30 protein-coding genes and 1 pseudogene are annotated in these 23,480 nt (G+C 56.3%); 15 read left to right on the top strand and 16 right to left on the bottom strand.

Annotated elements, in window-relative coordinates; all coding sequences use genetic code 11:
- Positions 1-104: 104 nt before the first annotated feature.
- The 7 genes and pseudogenes from C5F52_RS04895 to C5F52_RS04925 form a co-directional block, all read right to left on the bottom strand.
- Positions 105-1,649 carry a cryptochrome/photolyase family protein gene (locus C5F52_RS04895; RefSeq protein ID WP_104797235.1) on the bottom strand — a complete coding sequence of 515 codons (1,545 nt, stop codon included), beginning with the start codon at positions 1,647-1,649 and terminating at the stop codon, positions 105-107.
- A gap of 11 nt (positions 1,650-1,660) precedes the next feature.
- Positions 1,661-3,298, bottom strand: coding sequence for a cryptochrome/deoxyribodipyrimidine photo-lyase family protein (locus C5F52_RS04900; protein ID WP_104797236.1), 1,638 nt, complete (start codon positions 3,296-3,298; stop codon positions 1,661-1,663).
- On the bottom strand, positions 3,295-3,462 hold the full coding sequence (locus C5F52_RS04905; protein ID WP_104797237.1) for a DUF2256 domain-containing protein: 168 nt from the start codon (positions 3,460-3,462) through the stop codon (positions 3,295-3,297). Before C5F52_RS04905 ends, C5F52_RS04900 begins: the two co-directional genes overlap by 4 nt.
- A complete protein-coding gene (locus C5F52_RS04910; RefSeq protein WP_104797238.1) occupies positions 3,434-3,781 on the bottom strand; it encodes a hypothetical protein in 348 nt (115 codons plus the stop codon). Before C5F52_RS04910 ends, C5F52_RS04905 begins: the two co-directional genes overlap by 29 nt.
- A complete protein-coding gene (locus tag C5F52_RS04915; RefSeq protein WP_104797239.1) occupies positions 3,778-4,467 on the bottom strand; it encodes a 4a-hydroxytetrahydrobiopterin dehydratase in 690 nt (229 codons plus the stop codon). The genes C5F52_RS04910 and C5F52_RS04915 overlap by 4 nt, the downstream gene beginning before the upstream one ends.
- Positions 4,458-4,820, bottom strand: coding sequence for a DUF2237 family protein (locus C5F52_RS04920; protein WP_104797240.1), 363 nt, complete (start codon positions 4,818-4,820; stop codon positions 4,458-4,460). The genes C5F52_RS04915 and C5F52_RS04920 overlap by 10 nt, the downstream gene beginning before the upstream one ends.
- 31 nt (positions 4,821-4,851) lie before the next feature.
- A pseudogene (locus tag C5F52_RS04925) lies at positions 4,852-5,553 on the bottom strand (FAD-binding domain-containing protein); the annotation flags it as partial.
- Between the two features lie 217 nt (positions 5,554-5,770).
- Here C5F52_RS04925 and C5F52_RS04930 point away from each other — a divergent pair.
- A complete protein-coding gene (locus C5F52_RS04930; RefSeq protein ID WP_104797242.1) occupies positions 5,771-6,529 on the top strand; it encodes a hypothetical protein in 759 nt (252 codons plus the stop codon).
- Here the strand turns inward: C5F52_RS04930 and C5F52_RS04935 are convergent.
- Entirely contained in the window at positions 6,526-7,518 is a 993-nt protein-coding gene (locus C5F52_RS04935) for a MerR family transcriptional regulator (protein WP_161499649.1), read from the bottom strand. The genes C5F52_RS04930 and C5F52_RS04935 overlap by 4 nt on opposite strands.
- Before the next feature lie 117 nt (positions 7,519-7,635).
- On the opposite strand from C5F52_RS04935, the gene C5F52_RS04940 reads away from it, so the two are divergent.
- The 5 genes from C5F52_RS04940 to C5F52_RS04955 are packed head-to-tail and all read left to right on the top strand — an operon-like array spanning position 7,636 to position 9,821.
- Positions 7,636-8,160, top strand: a complete 525-nt coding sequence (locus C5F52_RS04940) for an Rrf2 family transcriptional regulator (RefSeq protein WP_104797244.1) — start codon at positions 7,636-7,638, stop codon at positions 8,158-8,160.
- A complete protein-coding gene (locus tag C5F52_RS04945; RefSeq protein WP_104797245.1) occupies positions 8,160-8,447 on the top strand; it encodes a TIGR03643 family protein in 288 nt (95 codons plus the stop codon). The genes C5F52_RS04940 and C5F52_RS04945 overlap by 1 nt, the downstream gene beginning before the upstream one ends.
- Positions 8,448-8,463: 16 nt before the next feature.
- Entirely contained in the window at positions 8,464-8,661 is a 198-nt protein-coding gene (locus C5F52_RS04950) for a hypothetical protein (RefSeq protein WP_104797246.1), read from the top strand.
- Between the two features lie 19 nt (positions 8,662-8,680).
- Positions 8,681-9,058 carry a hypothetical protein gene (locus C5F52_RS29860; RefSeq protein WP_161499650.1) on the top strand — a complete coding sequence of 126 codons (378 nt, stop codon included), beginning with the start codon at positions 8,681-8,683 and terminating at the stop codon, positions 9,056-9,058.
- Complete coding sequence (locus tag C5F52_RS04955) at positions 9,051-9,821, top strand: winged helix-turn-helix domain-containing protein (protein ID WP_161499651.1); 771 nt, start codon at positions 9,051-9,053, stop codon at positions 9,819-9,821. Before C5F52_RS29860 ends, C5F52_RS04955 begins: the two co-directional genes overlap by 8 nt.
- Here the strand turns inward: C5F52_RS04955 and C5F52_RS04960 are convergent.
- From C5F52_RS04960 to C5F52_RS04990, 7 genes are all read right to left on the bottom strand, one after another.
- Positions 9,774-10,235: a histidine phosphatase family protein gene (locus C5F52_RS04960; RefSeq protein WP_161499652.1), complete on the bottom strand. Its 462-nt coding sequence runs from the start codon at positions 10,233-10,235 to the stop codon at positions 9,774-9,776. The two genes, C5F52_RS04955 and C5F52_RS04960, sit on opposite strands and share 48 nt — an antisense overlap.
- A 136-nt stretch (positions 10,236-10,371) precedes the next feature.
- A complete protein-coding gene (locus C5F52_RS04965; protein ID WP_104797803.1) occupies positions 10,372-10,914 on the bottom strand; it encodes a DUF3833 domain-containing protein in 543 nt (180 codons plus the stop codon).
- Positions 10,914-11,465, bottom strand: a complete 552-nt coding sequence (locus tag C5F52_RS04970) for a DUF2878 domain-containing protein (protein WP_104797249.1) — start codon at positions 11,463-11,465, stop codon at positions 10,914-10,916. The genes C5F52_RS04965 and C5F52_RS04970 overlap by 1 nt, the downstream gene beginning before the upstream one ends.
- A gap of 46 nt (positions 11,466-11,511) precedes the next feature.
- Positions 11,512-12,534, bottom strand: a complete 1,023-nt coding sequence (arsB, locus tag C5F52_RS04975; RefSeq protein ID WP_104797250.1) for an ACR3 family arsenite efflux transporter — start codon at positions 12,532-12,534, stop codon at positions 11,512-11,514.
- Positions 12,531-13,043 (bottom strand): arsenate reductase ArsC, encoded by a 513-nt coding sequence (locus C5F52_RS04980; RefSeq protein ID WP_104797251.1) that lies wholly within the window; start codon positions 13,041-13,043, stop codon positions 12,531-12,533. Before C5F52_RS04980 ends, arsB begins: the two co-directional genes overlap by 4 nt.
- A 63-nt stretch (positions 13,044-13,106) precedes the next feature.
- Positions 13,107-13,616: a DUF6428 family protein gene (locus tag C5F52_RS30180; protein ID WP_236657736.1), complete on the bottom strand. Its 510-nt coding sequence runs from the start codon at positions 13,614-13,616 to the stop codon at positions 13,107-13,109.
- 19 nt (positions 13,617-13,635) lie between these two features.
- On the bottom strand, positions 13,636-13,962 hold the full coding sequence (locus tag C5F52_RS04990; protein WP_104797804.1) for a helix-turn-helix transcriptional regulator: 327 nt from the start codon (positions 13,960-13,962) through the stop codon (positions 13,636-13,638).
- 134 nt (positions 13,963-14,096) lie between these two features.
- On the opposite strand from C5F52_RS04990, the gene pstS reads away from it, so the two are divergent.
- From pstS to C5F52_RS05030, 8 genes are all read left to right on the top strand, one after another.
- Positions 14,097-15,128 carry a phosphate ABC transporter substrate-binding protein PstS gene (gene pstS / locus C5F52_RS04995; protein WP_104797252.1) on the top strand — a complete coding sequence of 344 codons (1,032 nt, stop codon included), beginning with the start codon at positions 14,097-14,099 and terminating at the stop codon, positions 15,126-15,128.
- 99 nt (positions 15,129-15,227) lie between these two features.
- Positions 15,228-16,220 carry a phosphate ABC transporter permease subunit PstC gene (gene pstC / locus C5F52_RS05000; protein WP_236657738.1) on the top strand — a complete coding sequence of 331 codons (993 nt, stop codon included), beginning with the start codon at positions 15,228-15,230 and terminating at the stop codon, positions 16,218-16,220.
- A gap of 9 nt (positions 16,221-16,229) precedes the next feature.
- Positions 16,230-17,084, top strand: coding sequence for a phosphate ABC transporter permease PstA (pstA, locus tag C5F52_RS05005; RefSeq protein ID WP_104797254.1), 855 nt, complete (start codon positions 16,230-16,232; stop codon positions 17,082-17,084).
- 18 nt (positions 17,085-17,102) lie between these two features.
- Complete coding sequence (gene pstB / locus C5F52_RS05010) at positions 17,103-17,879, top strand: phosphate ABC transporter ATP-binding protein PstB (protein WP_104797255.1); 777 nt, start codon at positions 17,103-17,105, stop codon at positions 17,877-17,879.
- A gap of 13 nt (positions 17,880-17,892) precedes the next feature.
- The gene (gene phoU, locus C5F52_RS05015) at positions 17,893-18,594 is read left to right on the top strand and encodes a phosphate signaling complex protein PhoU (RefSeq protein ID WP_104797256.1); all 702 of its coding nucleotides are present in this window, start codon (positions 17,893-17,895) and stop codon (positions 18,592-18,594) included.
- Positions 18,595-18,611: 17 nt separating this feature from the next.
- Positions 18,612-19,298: a phosphate regulon transcriptional regulator PhoB gene (gene phoB, locus C5F52_RS05020; protein WP_104797257.1), complete on the top strand. Its 687-nt coding sequence runs from the start codon at positions 18,612-18,614 to the stop codon at positions 19,296-19,298.
- 68 nt (positions 19,299-19,366) lie between these two features.
- Positions 19,367-20,647, top strand: coding sequence for a phosphate regulon sensor histidine kinase PhoR (gene phoR, locus C5F52_RS05025; protein WP_104797258.1), 1,281 nt, complete (start codon positions 19,367-19,369; stop codon positions 20,645-20,647).
- A gap of 8 nt (positions 20,648-20,655) precedes the next feature.
- Positions 20,656-21,759 (top strand): magnesium transporter CorA family protein, encoded by a 1,104-nt coding sequence (locus C5F52_RS05030; protein ID WP_104797259.1) that lies wholly within the window; start codon positions 20,656-20,658, stop codon positions 21,757-21,759.
- Here C5F52_RS05030 and C5F52_RS05035 read toward each other — a convergent pair.
- Positions 21,756-22,496 (bottom strand): 1-acyl-sn-glycerol-3-phosphate acyltransferase, encoded by a 741-nt coding sequence (locus C5F52_RS05035; RefSeq protein WP_104797260.1) that lies wholly within the window; start codon positions 22,494-22,496, stop codon positions 21,756-21,758. The genes C5F52_RS05030 and C5F52_RS05035 overlap by 4 nt on opposite strands.
- A 134-nt stretch (positions 22,497-22,630) precedes the next feature.
- On the opposite strand from C5F52_RS05035, the gene C5F52_RS05040 reads away from it, so the two are divergent.
- Entirely contained in the window at positions 22,631-23,479 is an 849-nt protein-coding gene (locus tag C5F52_RS05040; protein ID WP_104797261.1) for a GNAT family N-acetyltransferase, read from the top strand.
- Position 23,480: the final 1 nt, after the last annotated feature.

Consider the following 23,480-nt stretch of genomic DNA (forward strand, 5'->3'; position numbering starts at 1 on the left):
CCTCTGGAAAACTTTGCAAGGTAGCCCGGCTACCTTATCCCTCTAAGCCCCTCAAGCCCAAAAGCTTGAGGGGCTTTTTGCTAAGCGCAAAGTTAGACGCGAATTTAGGCTCGAAGTTGTTTGCGGTGTGCCTCTGCCTGCGCGGCAATGGCCTCGCGCTGCTCAGGCGTGAGTCGGTTGAGGTTTTTCAGTTGCATCAACATGCGAGAGTTTTTGGCCAGCATGTCGGTGTGGCGACCCAAGTAATCCCAATACAAAGTGGTGAAAGGGCAGGCGGTGTCACCCGTGGATTCGGCGGGGTTGAAACGGCAGCCTTTGCAGTGGTTGCTCATGCGGTCGATGTATTTGCCACTGGCCACATAGGGCTTGCTGGCCATCAGGCCGCCGTCGGCAAATTGGCTCATACCCAGCGTGTTGGGCAGCTCCACCCATTCCACGGCATCCACGTACACGCCGAGGTACCACTGGTGAACTTGTTTGGGCTCCACGCCCAGCAGCAAAGCGTAAAGACCAGTCACCATCAACCGTTGAATGTGGTGTGCATAGCCGTGTTGCAGGGTTTGTCCAATCGCATCGCGCAAGCAGGCCATCTCGGTGTTGCCGGTCCAGTAAAACTCGGGCAACGGTTCGTGCGCTTGTTGGGCGTTGCCCTCGGCGTAGTCGGGCATGTGGGTCCAGTAAATGCCGCGCACGTATTCACGCCAGCCCAAAATTTGGCGCACAAAACCTTCCACCGCTTGCAACGGCGCATGGCCATTGTGAAAAGCTGCCTCTGCCGCAGCCAACACCTCACGTGGGTTGATCAGCTTCAAGTTGAGCGCACACGACAGGTGCGAGTGATACAGCCAAACTTCGCCTTCCCACATGGCGTCTTGGTAAAGCCCAAAGCTGGGCAGTCGGTGGGTGATGAATTCGTCCAATGCCACCTGCGCTTGTGCACGCGTGACGGGCCAACCAAACTGCGCGATCGATCCGGGGTGATGAGCCAGCTTGTCATTCACCAAACGCATCACGTCTTGGGTGATGGCGTCGGGTGCGATGCGAGTGGGCAAGTGCAACATGCCCGGCCCTTGTTTGCCAAAGCTGCCGCGGTTGTCGGCATCAAAGTTCCATTGGCCGCCAATGGGTTTTTTGCCTTCCATCAAGATGCCATTTTTCTGGCGCAGCTCTCGGTAGAAGTACTCCAAACGCAACTGCTTGCGGTCTTTGGCATGCGCAGCAAAGTCACGCACGGTGCTGAAGAAATGTGTGTCGTCTTTGATCTCTAGCGGCAAGTCATGTTGCTGCGCCACAGCGCGAAGGCTTTGCAACACGCGCCAGTCGCCGGGTGCGGTCATCACCAGTTGTTGCGGCTTCACTTTGGCGATGGCTTTGCTCAGTTCACCGGCCAAGGTGCCCGTGTTGTCTGCGTCGTCGAGCTGGCTGTACACCATGGGCCAGCCGCGGGCTTGCAGGTGCGCAGCGAAGTGACGCATGGCACTCAAAAAAACGGTGGTCCGTTGCTTAGACGAGGGGATGTGCGTGGACTCTTCCAGCACCTCGGCCATCCACAGAGTGTCGCGCGCGGGGTCAAAGTCGCGCAGCGCGGAGGCGTCTTCGTCCAGCTGGTCGCCCAAGATGAGGATGAGTCGTTTGCGTGGGGTGGTCATGTGTGGGCTTTTTAAAAATCAAAACCAAGTTGTGCCTTGGCTGCTTGGGTGTGGTTGGCAGAGGCTCGTGTGGCTTTGCGTGAAGGTGTTGAATCTGCACCAGCGCCTGTCCGTGTGCCCCAGTTTTTGCGCGAGGCGTGTTTGTCCACCACGGCTTTCTTGGCAGCTTTGACCTCGTCGGTTTGCCGTCGGCTGTGCAGCAACTGTTTGGCTTCGCGTGTGGCTTGCGCCAAGTCGACTACGGGTTGTTGCAAAGCGCTGTTTGCGTCATTGCCCACAAACACACCGACGTGCGCTTGCATGGTGTGCGGCATGAGCCACGGCTCAAACAGCCAGGTGTCGGGCACTTGGCGCATGGCGGGCAGCCACTGCCGCACAAAGCAGCCATGGGGGTCGTGGTCTTGCGCTTGTTTGATGGGGTTGTACACGCGCGTGGTGTTGATGCCCGTGGTGCCCGACTGCATTTGCAACTGGCTCCAGTGGATGCCCGGCTCGTAGTCTAAAAACTGCGTGGCCAGCCACTCGCCTACAGGTCGCCAGTGCAACCACAGCGGGTAGGCGGCCACCGACACCAGCATGGCGCGCATGCGAAAGTTGAGCCAGCCCGTTTCGCGCAACATGGTCACGCAGGCGTCCACCATGGGCCAGCCTGTGCGTGCGGCTTTGAGGGCTTCGAAGTGTGCTTCGTTGAAATCGTGTTCGCGCAGGCCGTCGTAACCGCGGTGCATGTTTCGCCACTCGATGGCGGGCTCGCTCTCTAACTTTTGAATGAAGTGGCAGTGCCAGTACAAACGGCTGATGAAGCCCGTCAAGCCTGCGCGGTGACGGCTGGCGCTGGGGGGAAGCTGCGCGATGTGTGCCCGTGTGTGTTGCACCACTTCGCGCATACTGATGCATCCCCATGCCAAGTAAGCGGACAAACGCGAGCATGCATCGGGCGCCGACAACGGCGACGAAATACCGCCGCGATAGCCCAAGCTGCGTGCGTGCAAAAAACTGTGCAAGGTGTCTAGCGCCAAGTGACGGCCACCGCGTTGGCGTAGCGGTGGGTTGTGTTGCAGGTGCGCGGGGGCTTGCATGTGCGAGAGCGAACACCATGTGTGACGCGATGTATGGGGCAAGGCATGTGGCGATGTGGTCGCTGGTGCGTTGACAGACGGCTGCCAAAACTTCAACTCACCCACATCTTGCACAGGCTCGGCCATGTGCCGCTCCCAAGCGGGTTGCCACAGGTTGCGGTTTTTCAGTCTGCGCACCACGCCAAACTGCGGGTACTCGTGCCAACCCACGTTGTGCGCTTGGCACCAAGCGCCCACCCTCAGGTCGCGTGCGTAGGTAAAACCGTTGCCGGTTTCTTGGTGCGCGTGTATTTGGCGAAAAGGGGCATCGTTCCAAATGCGGCTCAGCACGTCGGGCAGCTCACCCGTGTGCACTTCAATGCACCCGCCTTGCAAACGCAGCGCCTCATCCAGGGCTTGCAACGATTCACGCACAAACTCAAAGTGCTGCAAGGCGGCATCGGGTTGCAGCCACAGCTCGGGCTCCACCACATAAATGCAGCGCACAGGCCCGCGCAGGGCTGCTTGGGCCAGGGCCGCATGGTCTTGCCAGCGCAGGTCTCGCTTGAACCAAACCAGCTCGTAACTCATGAGGCCGTGGCTGATTTGTTTTTGCGGCAAGCGTCCGAGCAGTACAGCACTTGCTCCCAATTTTTAGCCCACGCTTTGCGCCACGTCATGTCACGCCCGCAGGTTTTGCAGGGCTTGCTGGGCAGGCTTTGCTTGTTACCTTTGAATGTGTTTTTCTGAGCCAAGGGGCAGCTCCTCCATCTCGTAGGCGTCGGCCACGTAGGCGGGGCCTTTCATCAACATCACGATCACGCAGCCAATGGCCAGCGTCAGCACCAGCGTCCAGTGCAGCATGACCACGCCGAGCATCACATAAAAAAACTGCTCCACCGCGCGTGCATTTTGTGTGGCGGAATCCAGCCCATCCAACACATACGCACCGGCACTGGCCAGCAGCGGCAGGGCTGTGCCGACGGCCAAAATGAGGTGTAACTTTTTCCAAATTTGCCACTCCAGGCCTGCGGGTGAGCGTTGAAAACCATCGAGTTTTTGGAGGTACTTCATGGGGCGGTGCTCAGTTGGTCGATGGCTTGGGCGAGTGTGAAATCTTTGTGCGTCAGACCAGCCGCATCATGGGTCCAAATGCGCACTTGCAGCTGTGTGTAGCTCGACAGCACTTCGGGGTGGTGGTCTTGGGTTTGGGCGAGTTGGGCGATTTGGTTGAACCGTGCCACCGCCGCCTCGAAGCTGGGCAGTGTCCAGCTTTTGAACAGGCAGGCCGTGTGGTGCTGTGGGTGCGTGTCTAGCGTCCACCCCGAGAGAGAGCCCATCGCCTGTTGCACGTCGGTGGATTCAATCTGACGCAGGGCGTTGAGCGTGTGGGCATCCACCGATACGCGCACGCCCAGCGCGCCCGAGCCTTGGCGCACGGGTGACTTGCACAAGCCAATGTCCAGGGCTTCTATTTCACGGTAAGCCGCACAGGCTTGGACGATGCGTGTGATGAGGCGCTCCTGTGTTTCGTAATGGCCATCGGCTGCCAGGCGGTCAATCTCGGCCACCAAGGGGTCGTAGTCAAACACATGGGCCATGCCGTCTTGGGCGATCAGCACCAGCGCGGGCGACAACCACAGCGTGAGGTCAAGCACGTGGGCATCGGGCACCACATCGTGCGGGCCGTACGTACCAATGTTTGTCTTCAGGTGCAGGTCGCGCAGTTCGACGCAAGCAAGGTGTGTGTTCAAGCGCATGACTGCAATTGCTCCAGCGTGACGAATTCAAGGGCTTTGGCGTGCGTGCATTCCAGCACCACAGGCGGGGCCACGCCGGCTTCCAAGGCTTCTTGCCAGCGGCGGGCACACAAGCACCAGCGGTCGCCGGCTTTGAGGCCTACAAAGCGGTGTTCGGGGCGCGGGGTGATCAGGTCGTTGCCCCGTTGCAGCGAGAAATCTAAAAATGCTTGCGTGACTTTGGCACACACCACGTGGCTGCCCTGATCGTGTTCGTCCGTATTGCAGCAGCCGTCGCGGTAGTAGCCCGTGAGCGGGTCGTAAGAGCAGGGCACCAGGGCAGTGCCCAAAACGTTGCGTGCTTCGGTGGTCATGGTGGGACTTTCGGGTGTTCTGTGGTGGAACTCATTGCCAGAGTGCGCGGTAAGCGCCGTCTGCATCGTAGTCGTGGGCTTGCTTGTCTGGGTTGAAGCGCCTGGACCCTCTGGGGTCGGTGCCGCGACCGCTCAGGTAGAGCCAGTTGCCTTGGTTGTTGTAGATGTCAAAGTCAATCAGTTGCGACTCAAACCAAGCGGCACCGGCACGCCAATCGCAGCGCAAATCGTGGATCAAAAAGCTCGCCAAGTTTTGTCGCATGCGGTTGGACGAATAGCCCGTGGCGTTGAGTTCGCGCATGCCCGCGTCAATGAAGGCGTGGCCGGTGCGGCCCGTGCGCCAGTGCTCAAAGCCGCGTGCGTTGTGTGGGCGTGTGGGCAGTGGCGCGTCGGACAGGCCGCGTTGCCAATACAGGCGCTCACCGTATTTGAGGTGTAGCCAACGGAAGTGGTCGCGCCACAGCAATTCGAAGCCAATCCAATACGTGCTGTCGGTGGCCCCGTGTTGTGCCTCGAAGCTGCGGATGGCAGCCCACGCCTGACGTGCAGACAATGCGCCGGTAGCCAACCAAGGCGACCACTTGGTGGAGTAATCCGCACCCACCAGTCCGTTGCGTGTGGCCTTGTAGGTGTGCGGTAAATCACGGCTGCAGTACTGAGCCAGATGCGCGAGGGCGGTACGTTCACCGCCGTGAAACTCGGGCTGCGCCCAAGGAAACGCCGAACGTGGGTCGCGCAAGATCGCGTGCGGGTCTGTGGTGTGTTCCGTGGCAGGCGCAGGTCGTTTCTGAACCAGTAAATCACGCCTGGGGCCGAGGTATGTTGTGTCATGTTTTGATTTTAGAAATGCCTTCCAACCTTTGGTTGGCAATGGCTATCGCAAGGCTCTAGGATCGCGGCTGTTTTCAAAGCGCTCAAGAAACGGACATCGCGTGGCAGAGGATTTAAAAATGGTGCTGCTCATCGGCAGTGCACCCGACGCCGTGCAGGCCAAAGACTGGGATCTGTCGGTGTTTGCACAGCGTGTGGCCATCAACAACGCATGGCAAATCACACCTGACTGGGACTACTTGGTATACCCCGAAGACTTCGCGCCCGAGCGTTTGCCGCCCACGCCGTTGAAGCCTTCGCAGCAACTGATTGCCGCCCCCGAATTTGTGCCGCAGCAAAACCACTTTGGCGGCTTTGTGTATGCGGGCGGAACCATGGCGTTTACCGCGGGGTATTGGGCCTTGGGCGCTTTGAAGCCTGACCTGATGGCGTTCTTGGGTTGTGACATGGTGTACGACGCCACCTCGGGCGAGAGCAGCCATTTTTACGGCCAAGGCACGCCAGACCCTTTGCGGGTGGATGTGACCTTGCAGTCGCTCGAGGCCAAGTCGGCGCGCTTCATGGCGTTGGCACAGGCGCACGGCTGCGCGGTGGTGAATTTGTCGGAGTTGCCCGAATCGCGCTTGTTGTTCCCGCGCGTGGCGAGCTGTGATGTGACCGCGCCGGGCATGCACCAACAACTGCTGCAAGCGCAAAGCGCGTTGATCGACCCAGCAGCCGTTGCACGCGCCTTGCAGGCCGAGCAAGACTTGGGCTACATGGTGCCGTCGGGGCGCTACTGGGAGCACACGGCTGAGTTTGACAAAACCAAACTCAGCGACATTGACAGCTTGTGGTTACAGGTCATCGCAAGCGATCAGGCCGAGACGTTGCGTTAGTTTGAAGCTGCGCCTTCGCGCAGATCAATCCCCTCATGCGCAGCAATTTTCTCTAAGGCGTTTTCAAACAGCGATCGCGCAGAGCCCGAAATTGAACGCAGGTAGGCGTGCAAGTGGGCGTCTTCTGCATTGCGGTTCAAACACTCTTGGCTGTATTCCTCAAAGCTTGCCAGTTGTGCAATCAGCTCTGCCACATGGCGCGGGCACTCGCACAGCACATTGGTTGAAATGCCGGCCACGCGGCTGAGGGTGGCGTCTGAATATTTGCGTGCCGCGATGACCGCGCCTGTGGTGCCAAATTCCTGCGCACGCACAGGGTCGACAAACAGCACCGATTGCAGCAACTCGGCCAGCTCAATGTCCGAGATGGGTTCGCGTCGCACGATGAGGCCCGAAAACTTCATGGCTTGCACCACGGCCTCGGGCGCAAAGTTGTACACCACGATGGTTTGCGCAAATTGGTGTTTGTTGATCAACGCTTGGATGTCTGTGTGCACCGCAGTTTGCAAAGTGTTGACCTTGACCAACAGCACTTGCGGGCGTTGCGCCAATTCGGCGTTGGCGGCGGTGGCCAAGTCGATCAACACGTCGGTGACTTTGATTTGGTTTTGCTTCAAGCCTGCGGCAAACTTTTTGGACTCGATGCGGTTGGCCATACTCATACCCACCACCGCCAGAGACACGGGCTGGCCCGGTACGGCCAAACTTTGGGGCGTGTGGTGCGGCAGGTTGCTCATGCGGCGCAGTTGCTCTAGGTCGAGGTTGGCAATGGTGCTGATGCCATGGCCGTTTTGCGACAACTGTTTGAGCAACAAGGCCTTGGACACATCGTGTTCGGCAAACAAGCGTTGCTTGCCTTCTGTCTTGACAGGGCTGAACGCGCCGTAGCGGGTTTCCCAAATGCGCAAGGTGGACACGGGGATGCCCGTGGTTTTAGACACCGCACCAATGCGGTAAAGGGCGGTTGAGGGAAGGGCGCTGGTGTTCAAAATGATGTTTTTGAGTAGAGGTTGCGTAGATTATGTGTCGATTTATAAGTATTTGTAAATTAAATTAGATTTTGCGTAGATTAATGCGTCAAAATTCTACGCAATAGGAGTTTGACCATGATTTCAAAGAAAACCATCAACGCCATCGAAGTGTGCGTCTACTTGGCGGGCCAGCGTCACGCAGGTTATGTCACGACCACCGAGTTGTCGCCCAGACTCGATTTGTCCATCTCCTACCTCGAGAACATCCTCAAGCCGCTCAAGGCACACAACATCGTGGGGGCCATGAAGGGCCCGGGCGGCGGCTACATGATTTTGGGCGACACCTCGCTGATTTCGATTTGGGACATCGCTTCGGTGTTTGAATGCACCTTGGATGCGCCGTCTTCTGTGCCAGCCAAGACGGCAGACGACCTGCCCGAGGACAAATCAACGCCCGCCAGCTACGAGTTCGGCTTGGAGCAAATCGTCAAAGCGACACTCAGTAACTTCACTCTGGCCGATTTTGTGGATGAGTCGCGTGACGAAGAAGCCCGCTCGTTTGTGCAAACCATGGGCCGCTTCAAGTTCAAACCCATGGTGGCGCCGCTCATGCCCAAGGCGCCCAACTCAGTGTTTCAGCTCTCCATGATGATGGCCTGATGCAACTCAGCGCTAGCCAACGTCTTGCCAGCCTGAGCCCAGGTGATGTGTCTGCCGTGATTCAAATGGCATGGGAAGACCGCACCACGTTTGAAACCATTCATGAGCGCATGGGCCTGAGTGAGCCCGAGGTGATTCGCTTGATGCGTACCGAGCTCAACCCCAGCTCATTTCGTTTGTGGCGCATGCGCGTGAAGGGCCGCAGCACCAAGCACCGTGCGCTGCGAAGCCCTGACATGAAGTTTGATGACCACGCCATTGCCGACCACCGTCGCGCCAACTGTTAACCCGTGAAGGACTTGTATGAGTGAAGACCCAAGGTGTTGCGGCACCGGAACTTGCATCATCAGCGCTGACGGTACGTGTTGGTGTGGTCAGCGCTGGGACGGCGAAAAAATGTGTTTTCCAAAGCCAGATGCAGCCACTGCTGTGCATGCCTCAGAGCCGCATGCGCAGCCCGAGCCAGAGGCGACAAACGGCTCAGCCGATCACGAGGCCTGAGCCGCCTCCAGTGCCCACCATGTCTGTTGCCCACGCACTCAAAACCTTGGCGCTCAACGCCATCGGTGAACGTGTGCGCGCCATCACGGGCGGTTTGTCGTCGCTCATCGTGCAGTCTTTGCATCCGCGGGCGCAAGACATTTTGCAAGTCATTCAGGCCTACCCTGTGGACGTGTGGGACAAGCCTTGGATGGCGCTGATTTTGCAAAGCGCCTTTGATGTCATGCCGCCGTGGGTGCTGGCGCTGTTGCGTCAGCCACCTGCATGTGCTGTGCATAAACACGCCACGCGCTTGGCGGTGCAGCTGTCGGCCGAGCCCGTGCAGTGGATGCTCAACCAACAAGGTGTGTCTGCCATTGCACGCCAACGTGTACAGGGAGGTGCAAGCTATGTGTGATGTGGCGCTTTTTGTGCAAGACGATGTGTTGGCGCACAAGCTGCGACACACACTTGACATCATGGGCGCGAAGGTGGCGCGCTACGGTGCGCTGTCGAATGATTCAATGCGCTGGCGTTCGCGCCACTTGGACCTGATGGTCGTCCACCCCACCCCCACGGTGATGGACTTGGCCAGCACTTTGATGCCGGATCGGTGTGGTGCACAGCGCGCTGCGACTCTCGCGCTGGTGCCAGACCACCACATGGTGTTTGCCCCCGATTTGTTAGATGCAGGTTTTGACCGCTGTCTTCCCGAGTCATTGAATGAGGCCATTTTTTGTGCAGAAGTTCGGGCTTTGACGCGGCGTCGCCAAGGCATGACCGCGTCGGTGTGTCATTACGGCGCGTTGAGTTTCAACCACGCGACGCAGCAAGCATGCGTCTCGGGCGTGGCCTTGGATTTAACGCCGCGTGAAGCGCAGGTGTTGGACATCTTGCTCAAGCGCGTAGGGCAAATCATTCCCAAAGAGCGCTTGCTCCAAGACATCGCGCCAGACAACATGGCCTTGAACACCACGGCTGCGGAGGTCTACATCCACCGACTGCGCAGAAAAATCAGTCACGATTTGCTGCCCGTTCGCAACATCAAGCGATGCGGTTACTTTTTGCCGCGCTATGTTGACCTCAGCGACAGCAGCCCATGCCAAGCTGGATTGGCCAAACCTGTGGCGGCTTCAGTCAGGCCGGGGTATGAGCTTGTAGGCCACCATCTTGCCGTGTGAGTCGACTTTGGCGAGCACCATGTCGCCAGAGGCAATGTTCTCGCCCATGAACTCATAAATGTTCACATGGTGGGTCACCAAAACCAGCGCTTGTTTGCCTTTGGTTTTGGGTTGGGCGGCAATGAATTTTTCCAGCTTTTGGTTTTGGGTTTTGGCTCGCGCCATGTCATCAAAAAATGAAGCCAAAGCAGGCTCAACCGTCACAGGCCCCAACTTCAACAGCTCTGCCGTGTCTTTGCATCGGCACCAGGCACTGGTGTGTACGTTGGCAGTTGGCACGCCTTGTTTTTTGAGCCAGTGGCCCGCTGCTACCGCTTGTTTGCGGCCCTCGTTGCTGAGGTTGCGTTGGGTTGTGCAGTCATCCAAGGTGTAGTTGGCAGGGTCGCCAACGCCTGGGGCACGGGTGTGGCGCATCAGCAAAACGTAATCTGGGGATTGCAGTTTGTCTGACAGATCGCTGGCTTGAGCGGAGGTACTTGTTGTTGCGTAAGCCACCACGAGACTCAATGCACACCACAAGCGAAGCATCAATTTTCGAAAGACCACGGTGTCAAGCCCGCTTCGTGAAGGACAGCGTGACATCGCCCAGATGGATGCCCAGCTTGGTCATGCGTGCTTTGTTGAGCATGACGCGGTCGTTCATCAAATACATCCAGTCGTCCATTTGCACATTCAGCACCGTGCCGTCCACGGGCAAGGCCAGGGTGTAGCGCCAGTTGAAAGCGTTGCCTTTGGTCTGGCCTTCGGCCACGCCCACCACATCGCCAGCGGTGCCCACATAAGCGCCATGGCCTTTGTCGGTGAGTTGCCAAATCCGTTTTTCTTTCGTGCCGTCCGAGTAGACAAAGTCTTCGTCCAAGATGCCTTGGTCGTTGTGCCATTGGCATTTCATCTCCACGGTGAAACGCTTGACCACCTTGCCATTGCGGTCGGTGAAGATGCCCCACGCGTCCACCATGCCGTTGAAGTAGGTGCGCAAATCGAGCACCGGTTTTTGGCTGGCGTAATCGTCGACCGTGGGGCTGGCGCAGCCGCTGAGGCCGGCGAGAGCGGTGGTGGCCATGCCACTGAGTAAAAGCGTGCGACGTTGCATCATGGTGTGCCTTTGAGGTTGTCTATGTGAGATGTGTCTGTGCTGGGTGTGAACATGCGCTGAGCCGCATAGACCAACACAGGAAGCGCAAGGCCCCAAGTGATGGCTAACGCGCCTAAGTGAACCGGGGTGTTGTCAAATGATGCGGCGCCCAGTTGTGCCCCAGCATAGTAGGTGAGCGGGCCAAACACCAGCCCCGCCGCTGCTGACAGCCAGAGGGTGTGATTTTGTAAAAACACCAAAGAGGTGTTCAAGGTCATGGCAAACAAAGCCCACAACAGCCACAACCAAAACGGGCTCAAGGGGCCAAGGGCCCAGCCGTAAAAACCAATGACCGATGCCATTTGCAGCAGTGTGTCCACTGCCATGCCAACGACCAGCGCCATCGCGGCAAGCTTGGCCTCTTGCTGAGGCAGGTGTGCAAAGCGCAGGTGCAGCCCAGCCAGCACCAAACCATACAGCAAGGCGGGTATTTCAAAGCCGCGTCCAACCCCCGCGATGCACGCCCACCAAGCGGTTTGAAAACCCAGAATATTCAAAAACAAACGCATGTCGCATTCTAGAAATTCAGACCGACCTTGGGGCGGCGGTGGTCATTCAAGGTGTTCGCTCGTACCAGTCTTTGCTGCGGTTCACCACATGCACCACCAGCAACATCACGGGCACTTCAATCAGCACGCCCACCACCGTGGCCAGCGCTGCGCCTGACTCAAAGCCAAACAAGCTGATGGCCGCAGCCACAGCCAGCTCGAAAAAGTTAGACGCACCAATCAGTGCCGAAGGGCAGGCCACGCTGTGCGATTCGCCCAACGCGCGGTTGAGGTAATAAGCCAAAGCTGAGTTGAACAACACTTGAATGAGGATGGGCACCGCCAACAAAGCAATGACCAAAGGTTGTTTCAAAATCGCCTCGCCCTGAAACGCAAACAACAACACCAGCGTGGCGAGCAGCGCAGCAATCGACCATGGGCCAATGCGTGCCATGACTGCATCGAACTTGTCTGTGCCTTGTGCCAACAGCGCTTTGCGCATCAGCTGGGCCAACACCACCGGAATGACGATGTACAACACCACTGATGTGATGAGTGTGTCCCACGGCACGATGATGGCTGATAGCCCGAGTAAGAACGCCACCAGCGGTGCAAACGCCACCACCATGATGGCGTCATTCAAGGCCACTTGTGACAAGGTGAACAAAGGGTGGCCGTTGGTCAGGCGGCTCCAAACAAAAACCATGGCGGTGCAGGGTGCTGCGGCTAACAAAATCAGACCAGCGATGTAGCTGTCAATCTGGTCTGCAGGCAACAGTGGCGCAAACAAGTAGCGAATGAAAAACCAACCCAGCAGCGCCATCGAAAACGGCTTGACCAACCAGTTCACAAACAGCGTTACACCAATCCCTTTGATGTGCTGACGCACTTCGTGCAAAGCGCCAAAGTCCACCTTGATGAGCATGGGGATGATCATGATCCAAATCAACAAACCGACGGGCAAATTAACCTGCGCGTATTCCAAACTGCCAATCGCTTGAAACAGCTCAGGCTGCCATTGCCCCAAAGCAATACCGACCACGATGCACAAAGCCACCCAAGCGGTGAGATAGCGTTCAAAGAAGTTCATGCATGCACCTGGCTGAGTTCTTTGGCCGTGTGTTGCAACATGGCTTTTTGTAGTTTGTCGGCAGGCAAGTCCACCAATAGTTGCAAGCGTTTTTGAATCAAGTACATGGTGTGGCGAAAGGCCTGCAAGCGGTCTTCGTCTGTGCCCTCTACAGCGGAGGGGTCGGCATAGCCCCAGTGCGCGGTGGCGGGTTGACCGGGCCAGTAGGGGCAGATCTCGCCAGCGGCGTTGTCGCACACGGTGATGACCAGGTCCATGTGCGGTGCATCGGGCTTGGCAAACACGTCCCAGCTTTTGCTGCTGAGGTACGAGGTGTCAATGCCAGCTGACTTCAACACTTGAAGCCCCAGCGGGTTGGGCTGCTGGTTCTCGCGCGGGCTGCTGCCAGCCGAATACGCTTTGAAGCGTGTGCCACTGGCACCGGTGACCATGTGGTTGAGCAAGGCTTCCGACAAGATGCTGCGGGCCGAGTTGTGCGTGCACAGAAAGAGGATGTTCAAGGTGGTCATGATTGATGTGACAGGGTAAAGGTGTGAAAGATAAAGAAGAAGTTTTTCAAACGTGTGTCAGCCTCAACAGCAGCCACTGGTGGGCGAGCAACAAGAGCCTGCTTTGACGCGTGGTTTGTCGGCAGTGGTCAGTGGCGCAGTTGTCGCAACCACAGCGGCGGGTGCGCAGCACAGGTCCATCGCCAAGCAGGCGGTGTGTTTGAGCCCCGTGGTCAAGGTCAAGGTATGTCCATCGCTGCTGCCAGCGGTGACGGGGTATTGCGACACCACGCCCGTCTCGTGTTCGATCTCCACAGGCAGGTCAAGTGAGGGCAACACATCTCCCGCGATGCGCAAAATATTGGCGAGCTTGGCTGTTTCTAAACGGTGATCCACATCGCTGTACACCCAGGTTTGCAGCAGGCAACTCTCGGTCTTGCGGCGTGTGCCGCCGCAGTCCATGAAGCTTTTGGCCACGTGGCCCACTTCGGTGATGTGAAAGTGCGGTGCCACTGCTTCGCCGTTGGGCAACACAATGCGCAAGGCTTGTTGTGGATGGGCTTCCAAGAGGCCTAAAAATTGTTCAACGTTCATGGTGTTTCCTTTGAAAAAATTAACAACAGGTTTTCGATGTCTCTGGCACCACGGCGCACGATTGGCCTTGGCAGCAGTCTTGGGTGAGGTAGGTGAGCAAGTCGTTCATGCGTGCAAACTCGGCGCGGTAAATCAGGTTGCGCCCGCTGGCCGTGGCGCTGACCAAGCCCGCGTGGCTCAGGGCTTTGAGGTGAAACGACAAAGCGCTGGGGGCGAGGTCGAGCAAGGCGCTCAAAGCACTGGGTGTCAAGCCCTCGGCACCTGCCACCACCAAAGCCCGAAAGGCGCGCAAACGCTGGCCTTGCGCCAAAGCTGCCAAGGCCTCGACCACGTGAGTTTCTTGAATTTTTTGTTTCTTCATGATTCAATAATACTTGAACTATTGAATCTTTGGCCCCGGCATGAGCTGTCATATATGTCACAGTACCGTCACAATCGCTAGCTAAAGTCACAGCTGTTCTAACCAACTGAAGGAATCACATGAACACGAAACGTACATTCATCAAATCTGTGGCTGCCGCAGCAATGGCAACTTTGGCCATGGGTTCAGCCTTCGCTGCCGACATCACTGGCGCAGGCGCGACCTTTCCATTCCCTATCTACGCCAAGTGGGCTGAAGCTTACAAAGCCGCTACAGGCAACGGCTTGAACTACCAATCCATTGGTTCTTCAGGTGGTATCCGTCAAATCAAAGCCAAGACCGTCACCTTTGGTGCGACAGACGCGCCCATGTCTGGTGAAGACCTCGACAAAGAAGGTTTGGTCCAGTTCCCAGCCATCATCGGTGGCACTGTGCCTGTGGTGAACTTGGAAGGCTTCAAGCCGGGCGAATTGCGCATCACGGGTGCCGTGTTGGCAGACATGTTCTTGGGCAAAGTAGCCAATTGGAACGACCCCAAAATCGCGGCCTTGAACCCAGGCAAAAAACTGCCAGACCAAGCCATCACCATCGTGCACCGCGCTGACGGCTCGGGCACTACCTTCAACTTCACCGACTACTTGACCTCGGTCAGCAAAGACTGGTCAAGCACAGTGGGCAAGGGCGCTGCGGTCAAGTGGCCAGCAGCTTCTTCTGTGGGCGGTAAGGGCAACGAAGGCGTGGCCGCCAACGTGAACCGCGTCAAAGGCTCTTTAGGTTACGTGGAATACGCGTACGTTAAAAAGAACAACATGAACTTCATGCAGTTGCAAAACGCCGACGGCAAATATGTGGCACCTGATGATTTGACATTTGCAGCCGCAGCAGCAGGCGCTGACTGGCTCAAAGTACCTGGCATGGGTGTGTCGATGGTCAATGCCAAAGGTGCCAACAGCTGGCCCATCAGCACTGCCTCGTTCATCTTGATGCACAAGCAACCCACCGACAAAGCAGCGGCTGCTGAAGCTGTCAAGTTCTTTGATTGGGCGTTCACCAATGGCAAGAAGATGGCACAAGATCTCGACTACGTGGCTTTGCCAGATAGCTTGACAACTCAAATCCGCGCCAAGGTGTGGACACAAATTCAAAAGTAATTTGAATTGAGCTAATCAATTCCGTCGGCTTGGTTTGTACACGCCGACGGAATTTTGGCTTTTAAGAAGTAGGGTATTTCTATGAGTCTAGGGTCTGTCATGAGCTCACAAAATTTTTTGCAAGAAGAATCAGGTCAAGCCGTGAGTGCTGACATGGTGGCGGTTGCCAAGAAGCAACGCACGCAAGATTTCTTCTTTCACCGCATCACGCAAGCGTTTTCGTTGCTGGTGTTGGCGGCCTTGTTGGGCATCATCATTTCCTTGTTTGTGAATGCATGGCCCACTTTTCAAAAGTTTGGTTTTCACTTTTTGTGGCATGTCGAGTGGGACATCATCAACGAAGATTTTGGTGCTGCCATTGCCATCGTCGGCACCATGGCCAGCGCAGGCATTGCACTGTTATTGGCCGTACCTTTGGCCTTCGGCGTAGCCGTGTTTTTGACCGAGACCTGCCCTGTGTGGTTGCGTCGCCCCTTGGGCACGTCGATTGAGTTGCTGGCCGCTGTGCCGTCCATCATCTACGGCATGTTTGGCTTGTTTGTGTTTGCCCCGTTGTTTGCCGATTACGTGCAAGTGCCATTGCAACAAGTGTTGGGCGGCATGCCTCTGGTGGGCTTCTTGTTTGGCGGTGCCACCAACGGTATGGGCATCTTGGCGGCTGGCATTGTGTTGGCCTTTATGGTGTTGCCGTTTGTGGCCGCGGTGATGCGCGATGTGTTTGAAATCACGCCGCCCATTCTGCGTGAGTCTGCTTATGGCTTGGGTTGCACCACATGGGAAGTGGTGCGCAAAGTGGTGTTGCCATACACGCAAAAAGGTGTGATCGGCGGCATCATGTTGGGGCTGGGTCGTGCCTTGGGCGAGACCATGGCCGTGACCTTTGTGATTGGCAATGCCAACCGCATGCCCACCTCGTTGTTCTCGCCCGGCACGTCCATTGCGTCCGTGTTGGCCAATGAGTTTGGCGAGGCCGAGGCCTTGCATTTTTCCACCTTGTTTGCACTGGGCTTCTTGCTGTTTGTCATCACCTTTGTGGTGCTGGCCATGGCGAAGGTGATGATCTTGCGCGCCGAAAAAGCCAAAGGTAACTAAGAGGTTTTTATGGAAATGAACAATCAACTTTATACAAAGCGTCGAATCACCAGCCTGTTGGGCTTGGTGTTTTCGATGACAGCGATGGCCATTGGCTTGGCTGTGTTGCTTTGGATTCTCTATGTCTTATTTGCCAACGGCCTGTCTGCACTGGATGCGAACTTGCTCACCAGTGATACACCAGCACCTGGCACCGAAGGCGGTGGTTTGCGCAACGCGATTGTGGGCAGCTTGATGATCGTGGGCTTGACCGTGTTGGTGTCCACTCCCGTGGGCATCTTGGCCGGTGTGTACCTGACCGAGTACGGTGACGAAAGCAAAACGGCCGAGCTGACCCGCTTTGTCACCGACATCATGTTGTCTGCCCCCTCCATCGTGTTGGGCTTGTTTGTGTACGCGATTGCGGTGGCCACCGTGGGCAACTTCTCGGGTTATGCGGGCAGTTTGGCTTTGTCACTCATCGCGGTGCCCGTCATCATGCGCACCACCGAAAACATGTTGCGCTTGGTGCCCGGCAGTTTGCGCGAAGCCGCATTTGCTTTAGGCGCGCCACGTTGGAAGGTGTCTACCTTCATCACCTTGCGCGCAGCCAAGAGCGGCGTGATGACTGGCTTGTTGTTGGCTGTGGCCCGCATCAGCGGCGAGACGGCACCTTTGTTGTTCACTGCGTTGAACAACCAATTCTTCAGCACCAACATGGGCGCGCCGATGGCCAACTTGCCTGTGGTGATTTTCCAGTTCGCCATGAGCCCCTATGACAACTGGGTGCGCTTGGCGTGGGCTGGTGCGCTGCTCATCACATTGACCGTGCTCGTGCTCAACATCTTGGCACGTGTGTTCTTCCGCGACAAAGTCAGCTCGTAATTTCAATTGGATTTAAACATGTCTGAAATCAAAACAGCACCCAAAAACGCCATCGAAGTTCGCGACCTGAACTTCTTCTATGGCAAGTTTCAAGGCTTGCGCAATGTCACCATGGACATTGCCGAGCGCAAAGTGACCGCCTTCATTGGCCCATCAGGCTGCGGCAAGTCCACCTTGCTGCGCACCTTGAACCGCATGTACAGCTTGTACCCAGGCCAACGTGCCGAAGGTGAAATCAACTTTTACGGTCAAAACATTTTGGACCCCAAGCAAGATTTGAACTTGCTGCGTGCCCGCATTGGCATGGTGTTCCAAAAACCCACGCCGTTTCCCATGACGATTTACGACAACATCGCCTTCGGTGTGCGTTTGTACGAAAACCTCAGCAAAACTGAGATGGATGAGCGCGTTGAATGGGCCTTGACCAAAGCAGCGCTTTGGACAGAAGTCAAAGACAAACTCGGCCAAAACGGTTTGTCACTCTCTGGCGGTCAGCAGCAGCGTTTGTGCATTGCGCGCAGCGTGGCGGTGAAGCCCTCGGTCTTGTTGTTGGACGAGCCCACCTCGGCGCTGGACCCTATTTCGACTGGCAAGGTGGAAGAGTTGGTGCACGAACTCAAGGCCGACTACACCATTGCCATCGTGACCCACAACATGCAGCAAGCTGCGCGTTGCAGCGACTACACGGCCTATATGTATTTGGGTGAATTGGTGGAGTTTGGCGAGACCGAGCAAATCTTCTTCAAACCCAACAAAACCGCCACAGAAGACTACATCACTGGCCGCTTCGGCTAATTAGGAGAACACCATGCCAGAAAAACACCTGTCCTCACAATTTGATTCCGACCTCAACAACATCTCTTCGCACGTGATGGAGTTGGGTGGTTTGGTGGAATCACAAATTCGCCAAGCTGTGTTCGCTTTGTCTCAGTTCAGCCCTGAAGCGGCTGACGATGTGTTGGTGACTGAAAACAAAGTCAACAGCTTGGAAGTTGAAATTGACCGCGAAATCGCATCGGTCATTGGCCGACGCCAACCGACGGCACGCGATTTGCGCTTGCTCATGGCCATGTCCAAAACCACCGCCAACTTAGAGCGTGTGGGCGACGAGGCGGCCAAGATTGCCCGCATGGTCAAGTCCATCATTGAAGGTTCGGCACCACGCTCTTTGCCGTCCAGCGATTTGCGTGTGTCGGCGGATTTGGCTTCGGGTTTGTTACGCAAAGCGCTGGATGCGTTTGCCCGCTTGGATGTGCCGATGGCGGTGAGCATCTTGCGCGAAGACAACGAAATCGACAAAGAGTTCGACGGTTTTGTGCGCAAGCTCATCACTTACATGATGGAAGACCCACGCACCATTTCGGCCAGCTTGGACTTGTTGTTCATTGCCAAAGCGATTGAGCGCATTGGTGACCATTCCAAAAACATTGCTGAATTCATCATCTACATCGTCAAAGGTGAAGACGTGCGCCACACCCCCTTGGCGGATGTCGAATCGTCAATGAGCTGATTGAAAGTTTCTGGACAATGAAAATTGCACGCGTTTTGGTGGTTGAAGATGAGTCAGCCATCGCTGAACTCATTTCAATCAATTTGCGCCACAACGGCATGCTGCCGATGTTGGCGGGTGATGGTGTGGCTGCGCAAAAGCACATCGACGAAGTGTTGCCCGACGTCATCTTGCTCGACTGGATGCTGCCAGGACAAAGTGGTTTAGAGCTGGCCCGTCGCTGGCGTGCCGACCCACGCACCAAAACCACGCCGATTTTGATGCTCACTGCACGCGGTGATGAGCCCGACAAAATTGCAGGCTTGGATGCCGGTGCGGATGACTACATCACCAAACCGTTTTCTACCCAAGAGCTGTTGGCCCGTATCCGTGCCGTGTTGCGCCGCCGCGCCCCTGAGCAAGCCAGTGATGTGGTGCGCATTGGTGGCTTGCAGTTGGATGGTTCTACGCACCGTGTCAGCTTCAACGACCAAGGCATCAAGCTTGGTCCCACGGAGTTCAAGTTGCTCAACTACTTGATGCACCACGCCGAGCGTGTGCACAGCCGCAGTCAGCTGCTAGACCGCGTGTGGGGCGACCATGTGTTCATCGAAGAGCGCACGGTGGATGTGCATGTCAAGCGTTTGCGCGAGGCTTTGGGTGATGCGGGCAGCATGGTGGAAACTGTGCGTGGTGTGGGCTATCGCATGACGGGCCACCTGTGATAGGCCGCTTTCTCTCTTTCTTGTCCTTGCTAGCCTTTGGTGGTGCGCTTGGATTTTCCTGGGGCGTCATGGGCGACAAACCTCAGTCCATGGTCTATACCTTGGCAGGTGCTTTGTTGGCGGCCTTGGTTTGGATGCTGTCGGATATGTGGCGAGGTTACCGTGTGCGTGCGTGGCTGCGTCATGGTGATTTGGCCATGGTGCCGCATCTGTCGGGCTGGTGGGGTGTTCTGACGGAGCGAGCCCGCAAGCTGTTGCGTGAGCGCGAGCGCAGCATTGATGCAAGCGAACAGCGTTTGAAAGACTTCTTGTCTGCGATTCAAACCTCGCCCAACGGTGTGGTGATGCTGGATAAGCAAGCCCAGATTGAATGGTGCAACCAAACGGCTGCTGCCCAATTGGGCATTCATGCCGAGCGTGATGTCATGCAACGCATTGGTAACTTGATGCGTGACCCCGTGTTCACCGCTTACATGTCGTTAGAGCAGCCCAGTGAACCCGTGGTGATAGAAGGCCGTGGCCACCGTGTGGATCGACCTGTGCGCATTTCTGTTCAGCGCCATCGCTATGGTGAGGGCAAGCAACTGTTGCTCACCCGTGATGTCACAGTGGTTGAGCAAGCCGAGGCCATGCGCCGAGACTTTGTGGCCAACGTGTCCCACGAAATTCGCACGCCACTCACGGTGTTGTCGGGTTTTGTCGAAACCATCCAAACCCTGCCGCTGAGGGAAGAAGAGAAAACACACTACCTGTCGCTCATGGCCACGCAAGCGCATCGCATGCAAGGTTTGGTGGAAGACTTGTTGACGCTGTCTCGCTTAGAAGGTAGCCCTGTACCGAGCATGCGGCAGTCTTTCCCGTTGTCGCGCTTGATGGCCTCTTGTGAACAAGAGGCCAAAGGTTTGTCAGCTTCTCTGGGGCAGGGGGATGTGTCTCACCACATTCACTTTGTTGTGAATCCATTGCTGACAGATGCGGTATTGATGGGTGAGGGCAGAGAGTTGCAAAGCGCTTTGTCTAACTTGGTCAGCAATGCCGTGCGTTACACCCCTGCGGGTGGTGATGTGCATGTGTCGGTCGATCAGGGCATTGATGGTAGTTTGTTGATTGAAGTGCGTGACAGTGGGGCAGGCATTGCGGCTGAACACTTGCCGCGTTTGACCGAACGTTTTTACCGAGTTGACCGCAGCCGTTCGCGTGAATCGGGTGGTACAGGCTTGGGGCTAGCGATTGTCAAACACGTGATGCAGCGCCACGGTGGCAGCTTGCACATTGCCAGTGAAGTGGGGCAAGGCTCTTGCTTCAAGCTGGTATTTCCCGCTTCAAGGTGGATGAGTACGCACGCATAATTGCACACATGCGTATCTTTCATATCGCGCCACACACAGTGGTGGAATCTGCTGAGTTGCCTCAGCACATGCCCGAACAAGGCTTTGTCTGGATGTCGTTTGCACGGCGAGAATTTGAGGTCTTGCAACATGATGTTCAGCAAGCCTTAGAGCGCCTGTGTGGTACCCAGTTGGTGGATTTGCATGTGGCCGATGTGCTGAACAACCAATTGCCCTCGCATTACGACTACACCTCAGACTACAACCTCATGGTGTTTCGTCGATTGGCCGCAGGTCAAAGTGAATCTGACTTGTCTCGCCCTGGTGAAATTTTGCACCGCTCGCGTGACAAAGGTGGCCCGCCTGTGCTGCACCGCATTGACACCAGTCCGGTGGCTTTTGTGGTGTTTGACCGCTTGGTGTTGACCGTGCATCCCACCGATTGCGCAGTGCGAGACAGCTTTGCTGCTCGCTTGCTCAGTTCGGCCAATGGTGCGACGCATGCCACCCTACAGCGCATCCCCGTGAGCCCGCCGGATTTGATGCTGCGTGTCATCAGTCAAATGGTGGATGGTTATTTGAATTTGAGGCGCGAACTGACCCGTCAACTCGACCATTGGCAAACTGAACTCATCAATCCCCATGCACGTTTCAAAAATTGGAGTGCATTGTTAGACGCGCGCTTGTCGCTGCACCATTTGGATGAAATTTGCGAGGACCAACGTGCCGCCATTCAAGACTGGATCGACGCGCTGGACACCGTCACGCCATCACACCATGCGCCACCGCGTGCGTTTGAGTTGCTCAAGGTACGCAGCCGCGATGTGTTGGAACACATCGAACGCGTGGTGCACCATGTGCGTCGCTTAGAACAAAGCGCTGAGACGGCAGTGCAAATGCACTTCAATGCGCAAAGCAACCGCACCAACGACATCATGCGCACGCTCACGGTGTTGACCGCTATCTTTTTGCCACTCAACCTCATCACAGGTTTTTTTGGCATGAACTTTGAAAACTTCCCCGCGCTTCACGATGAAAACGCGTTGTGGTGGACCTTGTTTTTCATGTGTGCATTGGGTATTGGGCTGATGGTGTTCTTCTGGCGCAAGCGCTACTTGGGCAGCAACAACTAGGCCTGCAAGGATTGCAATTGGCTCAGCACGCTGCGGTGCGACAAATGTGCCAGTGTTCGGCGTGAATGGCCTTGAGGTGAGAGCGTTTTACCAATTTGCACATCCACCGCTAGGTGTGACGTGCCCATCACTTGGTGCAGGGATTCGATGAATCCGATGTCGCCCACAAACGCCGCTTTCAAACACAAACTGCCTGTGCGTGCATCGGTGTAGCGCAAAGCCAAAGGCAGCACAGCCACATCGCGGTGAATGGCCGCTTCAAACAAGTTGGCATGAAACAAACTCACATCATGCCCCTCACTGCTGGTGCCTTCTGGGAAACCCGCCACGCAATACCCGTGGTGTAAAGCGCTGCCCACATCGTCCACCATTTTGCGAGCAGAGCTGGCGGCGCTTCGGTCTACAAATACCACCCCGCAGGCATGTGCCATGCTGCCCACCACAGGCCAGTGGCGTACCTCTGACTTCGCCACAAACACACAAGGCTGCAATGCTTGAATCACCAACACGTCTAACCACGACACATGGTTGGCCACCAGTAATTGGATTTTGTTGGGCCAGATGAACGTGGAGGAGGGGGCGATGTTCAACCGTATTCCCATGACCTCTAACACGTGGCGTGACCAGGCTTGGATGTGCGCGAGTTTTTGCTCACGTGAGGCACGTGGAAACTTGAACCACAAAATTGCAAATGCCTTGGCAAAGGCAACGAGTAAGCGTAGGTACTTGATCAGCATAGATGGCTGCCAAGCTTAATCAGGCTGTGTGACATCTTGGTGACGCAATGTGTCACAAAAATTTCACACCATTGCCTTGGTGTTGTCACACGCATTGACAAGAATTCATGGCGTCAACCAACCAAGGAGCGACTATGAAAGAACTGCCTAACCCAACCATGCCGCTGTCGTTCATCGATGTGCCACGGGGGTCGCTTCATCGAAGCGATTGTGATGCTCAGCAAGTTTCTCACGCGTCCCAGAAAACTGAAGCCCGTTCAAGCCTGATTGTCGAATGGGCCAAGCACCAAGATGAGGTGCGTGAAGCGCAGCAACTTCGCTTCAATGTATTCGCTACGGAGATGGGCGCGCGTTTGAAAGAAAGCATCCCTTGCCATGACATCGATTTGTTTGATGATTTTTGCGAACACCTGCTGATTCGCGATGAGATCACGCGTGACGTGATTGGCACTTACCGTGTGCTAACCCCAGCGCAGGCCAAGCGCATTGGCAGCACGTATTCTGACCTCGAGTTTGATTTGACACGTCTACGTCCCTACCGTGAACGCATGGTGGAGTTGGGACGCAGCTGTGTGCATGCCGAGCATCGCCATGGTGGGGTCATCATGGCCCTGTGGGGTGCGTTGGCTGAATTCATGGTGCGCAACAAACTCGATGTGATGATTGGTTGCGCCAGTATCCCGATGCTGCACCAAGGTGTGGTCAGTGGCGAAGTGGCGGCCAGCATTTGGCATCAACTCAAGCAAACGCATTTGGCAGGAGTGGAAAACCAAGTCACTCCACGTTTGGCTTTGCCCGTGGAGCAATGGGAGGTCAACACCGCCTTCGAGCCACCTGCGCTCATCAAGGGCTATTTGCGTTTGGGTGCCAAGGTATTGGGTGCACCCGCATGGGACCCAGATTTCAACACCGCTGACTTGCCCATGCTGATGAAGATCAACGACATGCCTGCGCGTTACCGCAAACACTTCCTAGGTGCTTAAA

The sequence above is a fragment of the Limnohabitans sp. TS-CS-82 genome (assembly GCF_002943475.1).

Excerpts from the sequence above, each read along its gene's own strand:
- C5F52_RS04970 (WP_104797249.1), bottom strand. The coding sequence starts at position 11,465 with ATGCGTTTGTTTTTGAATATTCTGGGTTTTCAAACCGCTTGGTGGGCG.
- C5F52_RS04955 (WP_161499651.1), top strand. The coding sequence starts at position 9,051 with ATGTGTGATGTGGCGCTTTTTGTGCAAGACGATGTGTTGGCGCACAAG.
- C5F52_RS04945 (WP_104797245.1), top strand. The coding sequence starts at position 8,160 with ATGCAACTCAGCGCTAGCCAACGTCTTGCCAGCCTGAGCCCAGGTGAT.
- C5F52_RS05030 (WP_104797259.1), top strand. The coding sequence starts at position 20,656 with ATGCGTATCTTTCATATCGCGCCACACACAGTGGTGGAATCTGCTGAG.
- C5F52_RS04960 (WP_161499652.1), bottom strand. The coding sequence starts at position 10,235 with ATGCGCCACACCCGTGCCCCAGGCGTTGGCGACCCTGCCAACTACACC.
- C5F52_RS04980 (WP_104797251.1), bottom strand. The coding sequence starts at position 13,043 with ATGACCACCTTGAACATCCTCTTTCTGTGCACGCACAACTCGGCCCGC.
- phoB (WP_104797257.1), top strand. The coding sequence starts at position 18,612 with ATGAAAATTGCACGCGTTTTGGTGGTTGAAGATGAGTCAGCCATCGCT.
- C5F52_RS04930 (WP_104797242.1), top strand. The coding sequence starts at position 5,771 with ATGGTGCTGCTCATCGGCAGTGCACCCGACGCCGTGCAGGCCAAAGAC.
- phoR (WP_104797258.1), top strand. The coding sequence starts at position 19,367 with ATGGGCGACAAACCTCAGTCCATGGTCTATACCTTGGCAGGTGCTTTG.
- phoU (WP_104797256.1), top strand. The coding sequence starts at position 17,893 with ATGCCAGAAAAACACCTGTCCTCACAATTTGATTCCGACCTCAACAAC.
- arsB (WP_104797250.1), bottom strand. The coding sequence starts at position 12,534 with ATGAACTTCTTTGAACGCTATCTCACCGCTTGGGTGGCTTTGTGCATC.
- C5F52_RS04950 (WP_104797246.1), top strand. The coding sequence starts at position 8,464 with ATGAGTGAAGACCCAAGGTGTTGCGGCACCGGAACTTGCATCATCAGC.
- pstC (WP_236657738.1), top strand. The coding sequence starts at position 15,228 with ATGAGCTCACAAAATTTTTTGCAAGAAGAATCAGGTCAAGCCGTGAGT.
- pstB (WP_104797255.1), top strand. The coding sequence starts at position 17,103 with ATGTCTGAAATCAAAACAGCACCCAAAAACGCCATCGAAGTTCGCGAC.
- C5F52_RS04895 (WP_104797235.1), bottom strand. The coding sequence starts at position 1,649 with ATGACCACCCCACGCAAACGACTCATCCTCATCTTGGGCGACCAGCTG.
- pstA (WP_104797254.1), top strand. The coding sequence starts at position 16,230 with ATGGAAATGAACAATCAACTTTATACAAAGCGTCGAATCACCAGCCTG.
- C5F52_RS04920 (WP_104797240.1), bottom strand. The coding sequence starts at position 4,820 with ATGACCACCGAAGCACGCAACGTTTTGGGCACTGCCCTGGTGCCCTGC.
- C5F52_RS04915 (WP_104797239.1), bottom strand. The coding sequence starts at position 4,467 with ATGCGCTTGAACACACACCTTGCTTGCGTCGAACTGCGCGACCTGCAC.
- C5F52_RS30180 (WP_236657736.1), bottom strand. The coding sequence starts at position 13,616 with ATGAACGTTGAACAATTTTTAGGCCTCTTGGAAGCCCATCCACAACAA.
- C5F52_RS04940 (WP_104797244.1), top strand. The coding sequence starts at position 7,636 with ATGATTTCAAAGAAAACCATCAACGCCATCGAAGTGTGCGTCTACTTG.
- C5F52_RS29860 (WP_161499650.1), top strand. The coding sequence starts at position 8,681 with ATGTCTGTTGCCCACGCACTCAAAACCTTGGCGCTCAACGCCATCGGT.
- C5F52_RS05035 (WP_104797260.1), bottom strand. The coding sequence starts at position 22,496 with ATGCTGATCAAGTACCTACGCTTACTCGTTGCCTTTGCCAAGGCATTT.
- C5F52_RS05040 (WP_104797261.1), top strand. The coding sequence starts at position 22,631 with ATGAAAGAACTGCCTAACCCAACCATGCCGCTGTCGTTCATCGATGTG.
- C5F52_RS04965 (WP_104797803.1), bottom strand. The coding sequence starts at position 10,914 with ATGCAACGTCGCACGCTTTTACTCAGTGGCATGGCCACCACCGCTCTC.
- C5F52_RS04910 (WP_104797238.1), bottom strand. The coding sequence starts at position 3,781 with ATGAAGTACCTCCAAAAACTCGATGGTTTTCAACGCTCACCCGCAGGC.
- pstS (WP_104797252.1), top strand. The coding sequence starts at position 14,097 with ATGAACACGAAACGTACATTCATCAAATCTGTGGCTGCCGCAGCAATG.
- C5F52_RS04900 (WP_104797236.1), bottom strand. The coding sequence starts at position 3,298 with ATGAGTTACGAGCTGGTTTGGTTCAAGCGAGACCTGCGCTGGCAAGAC.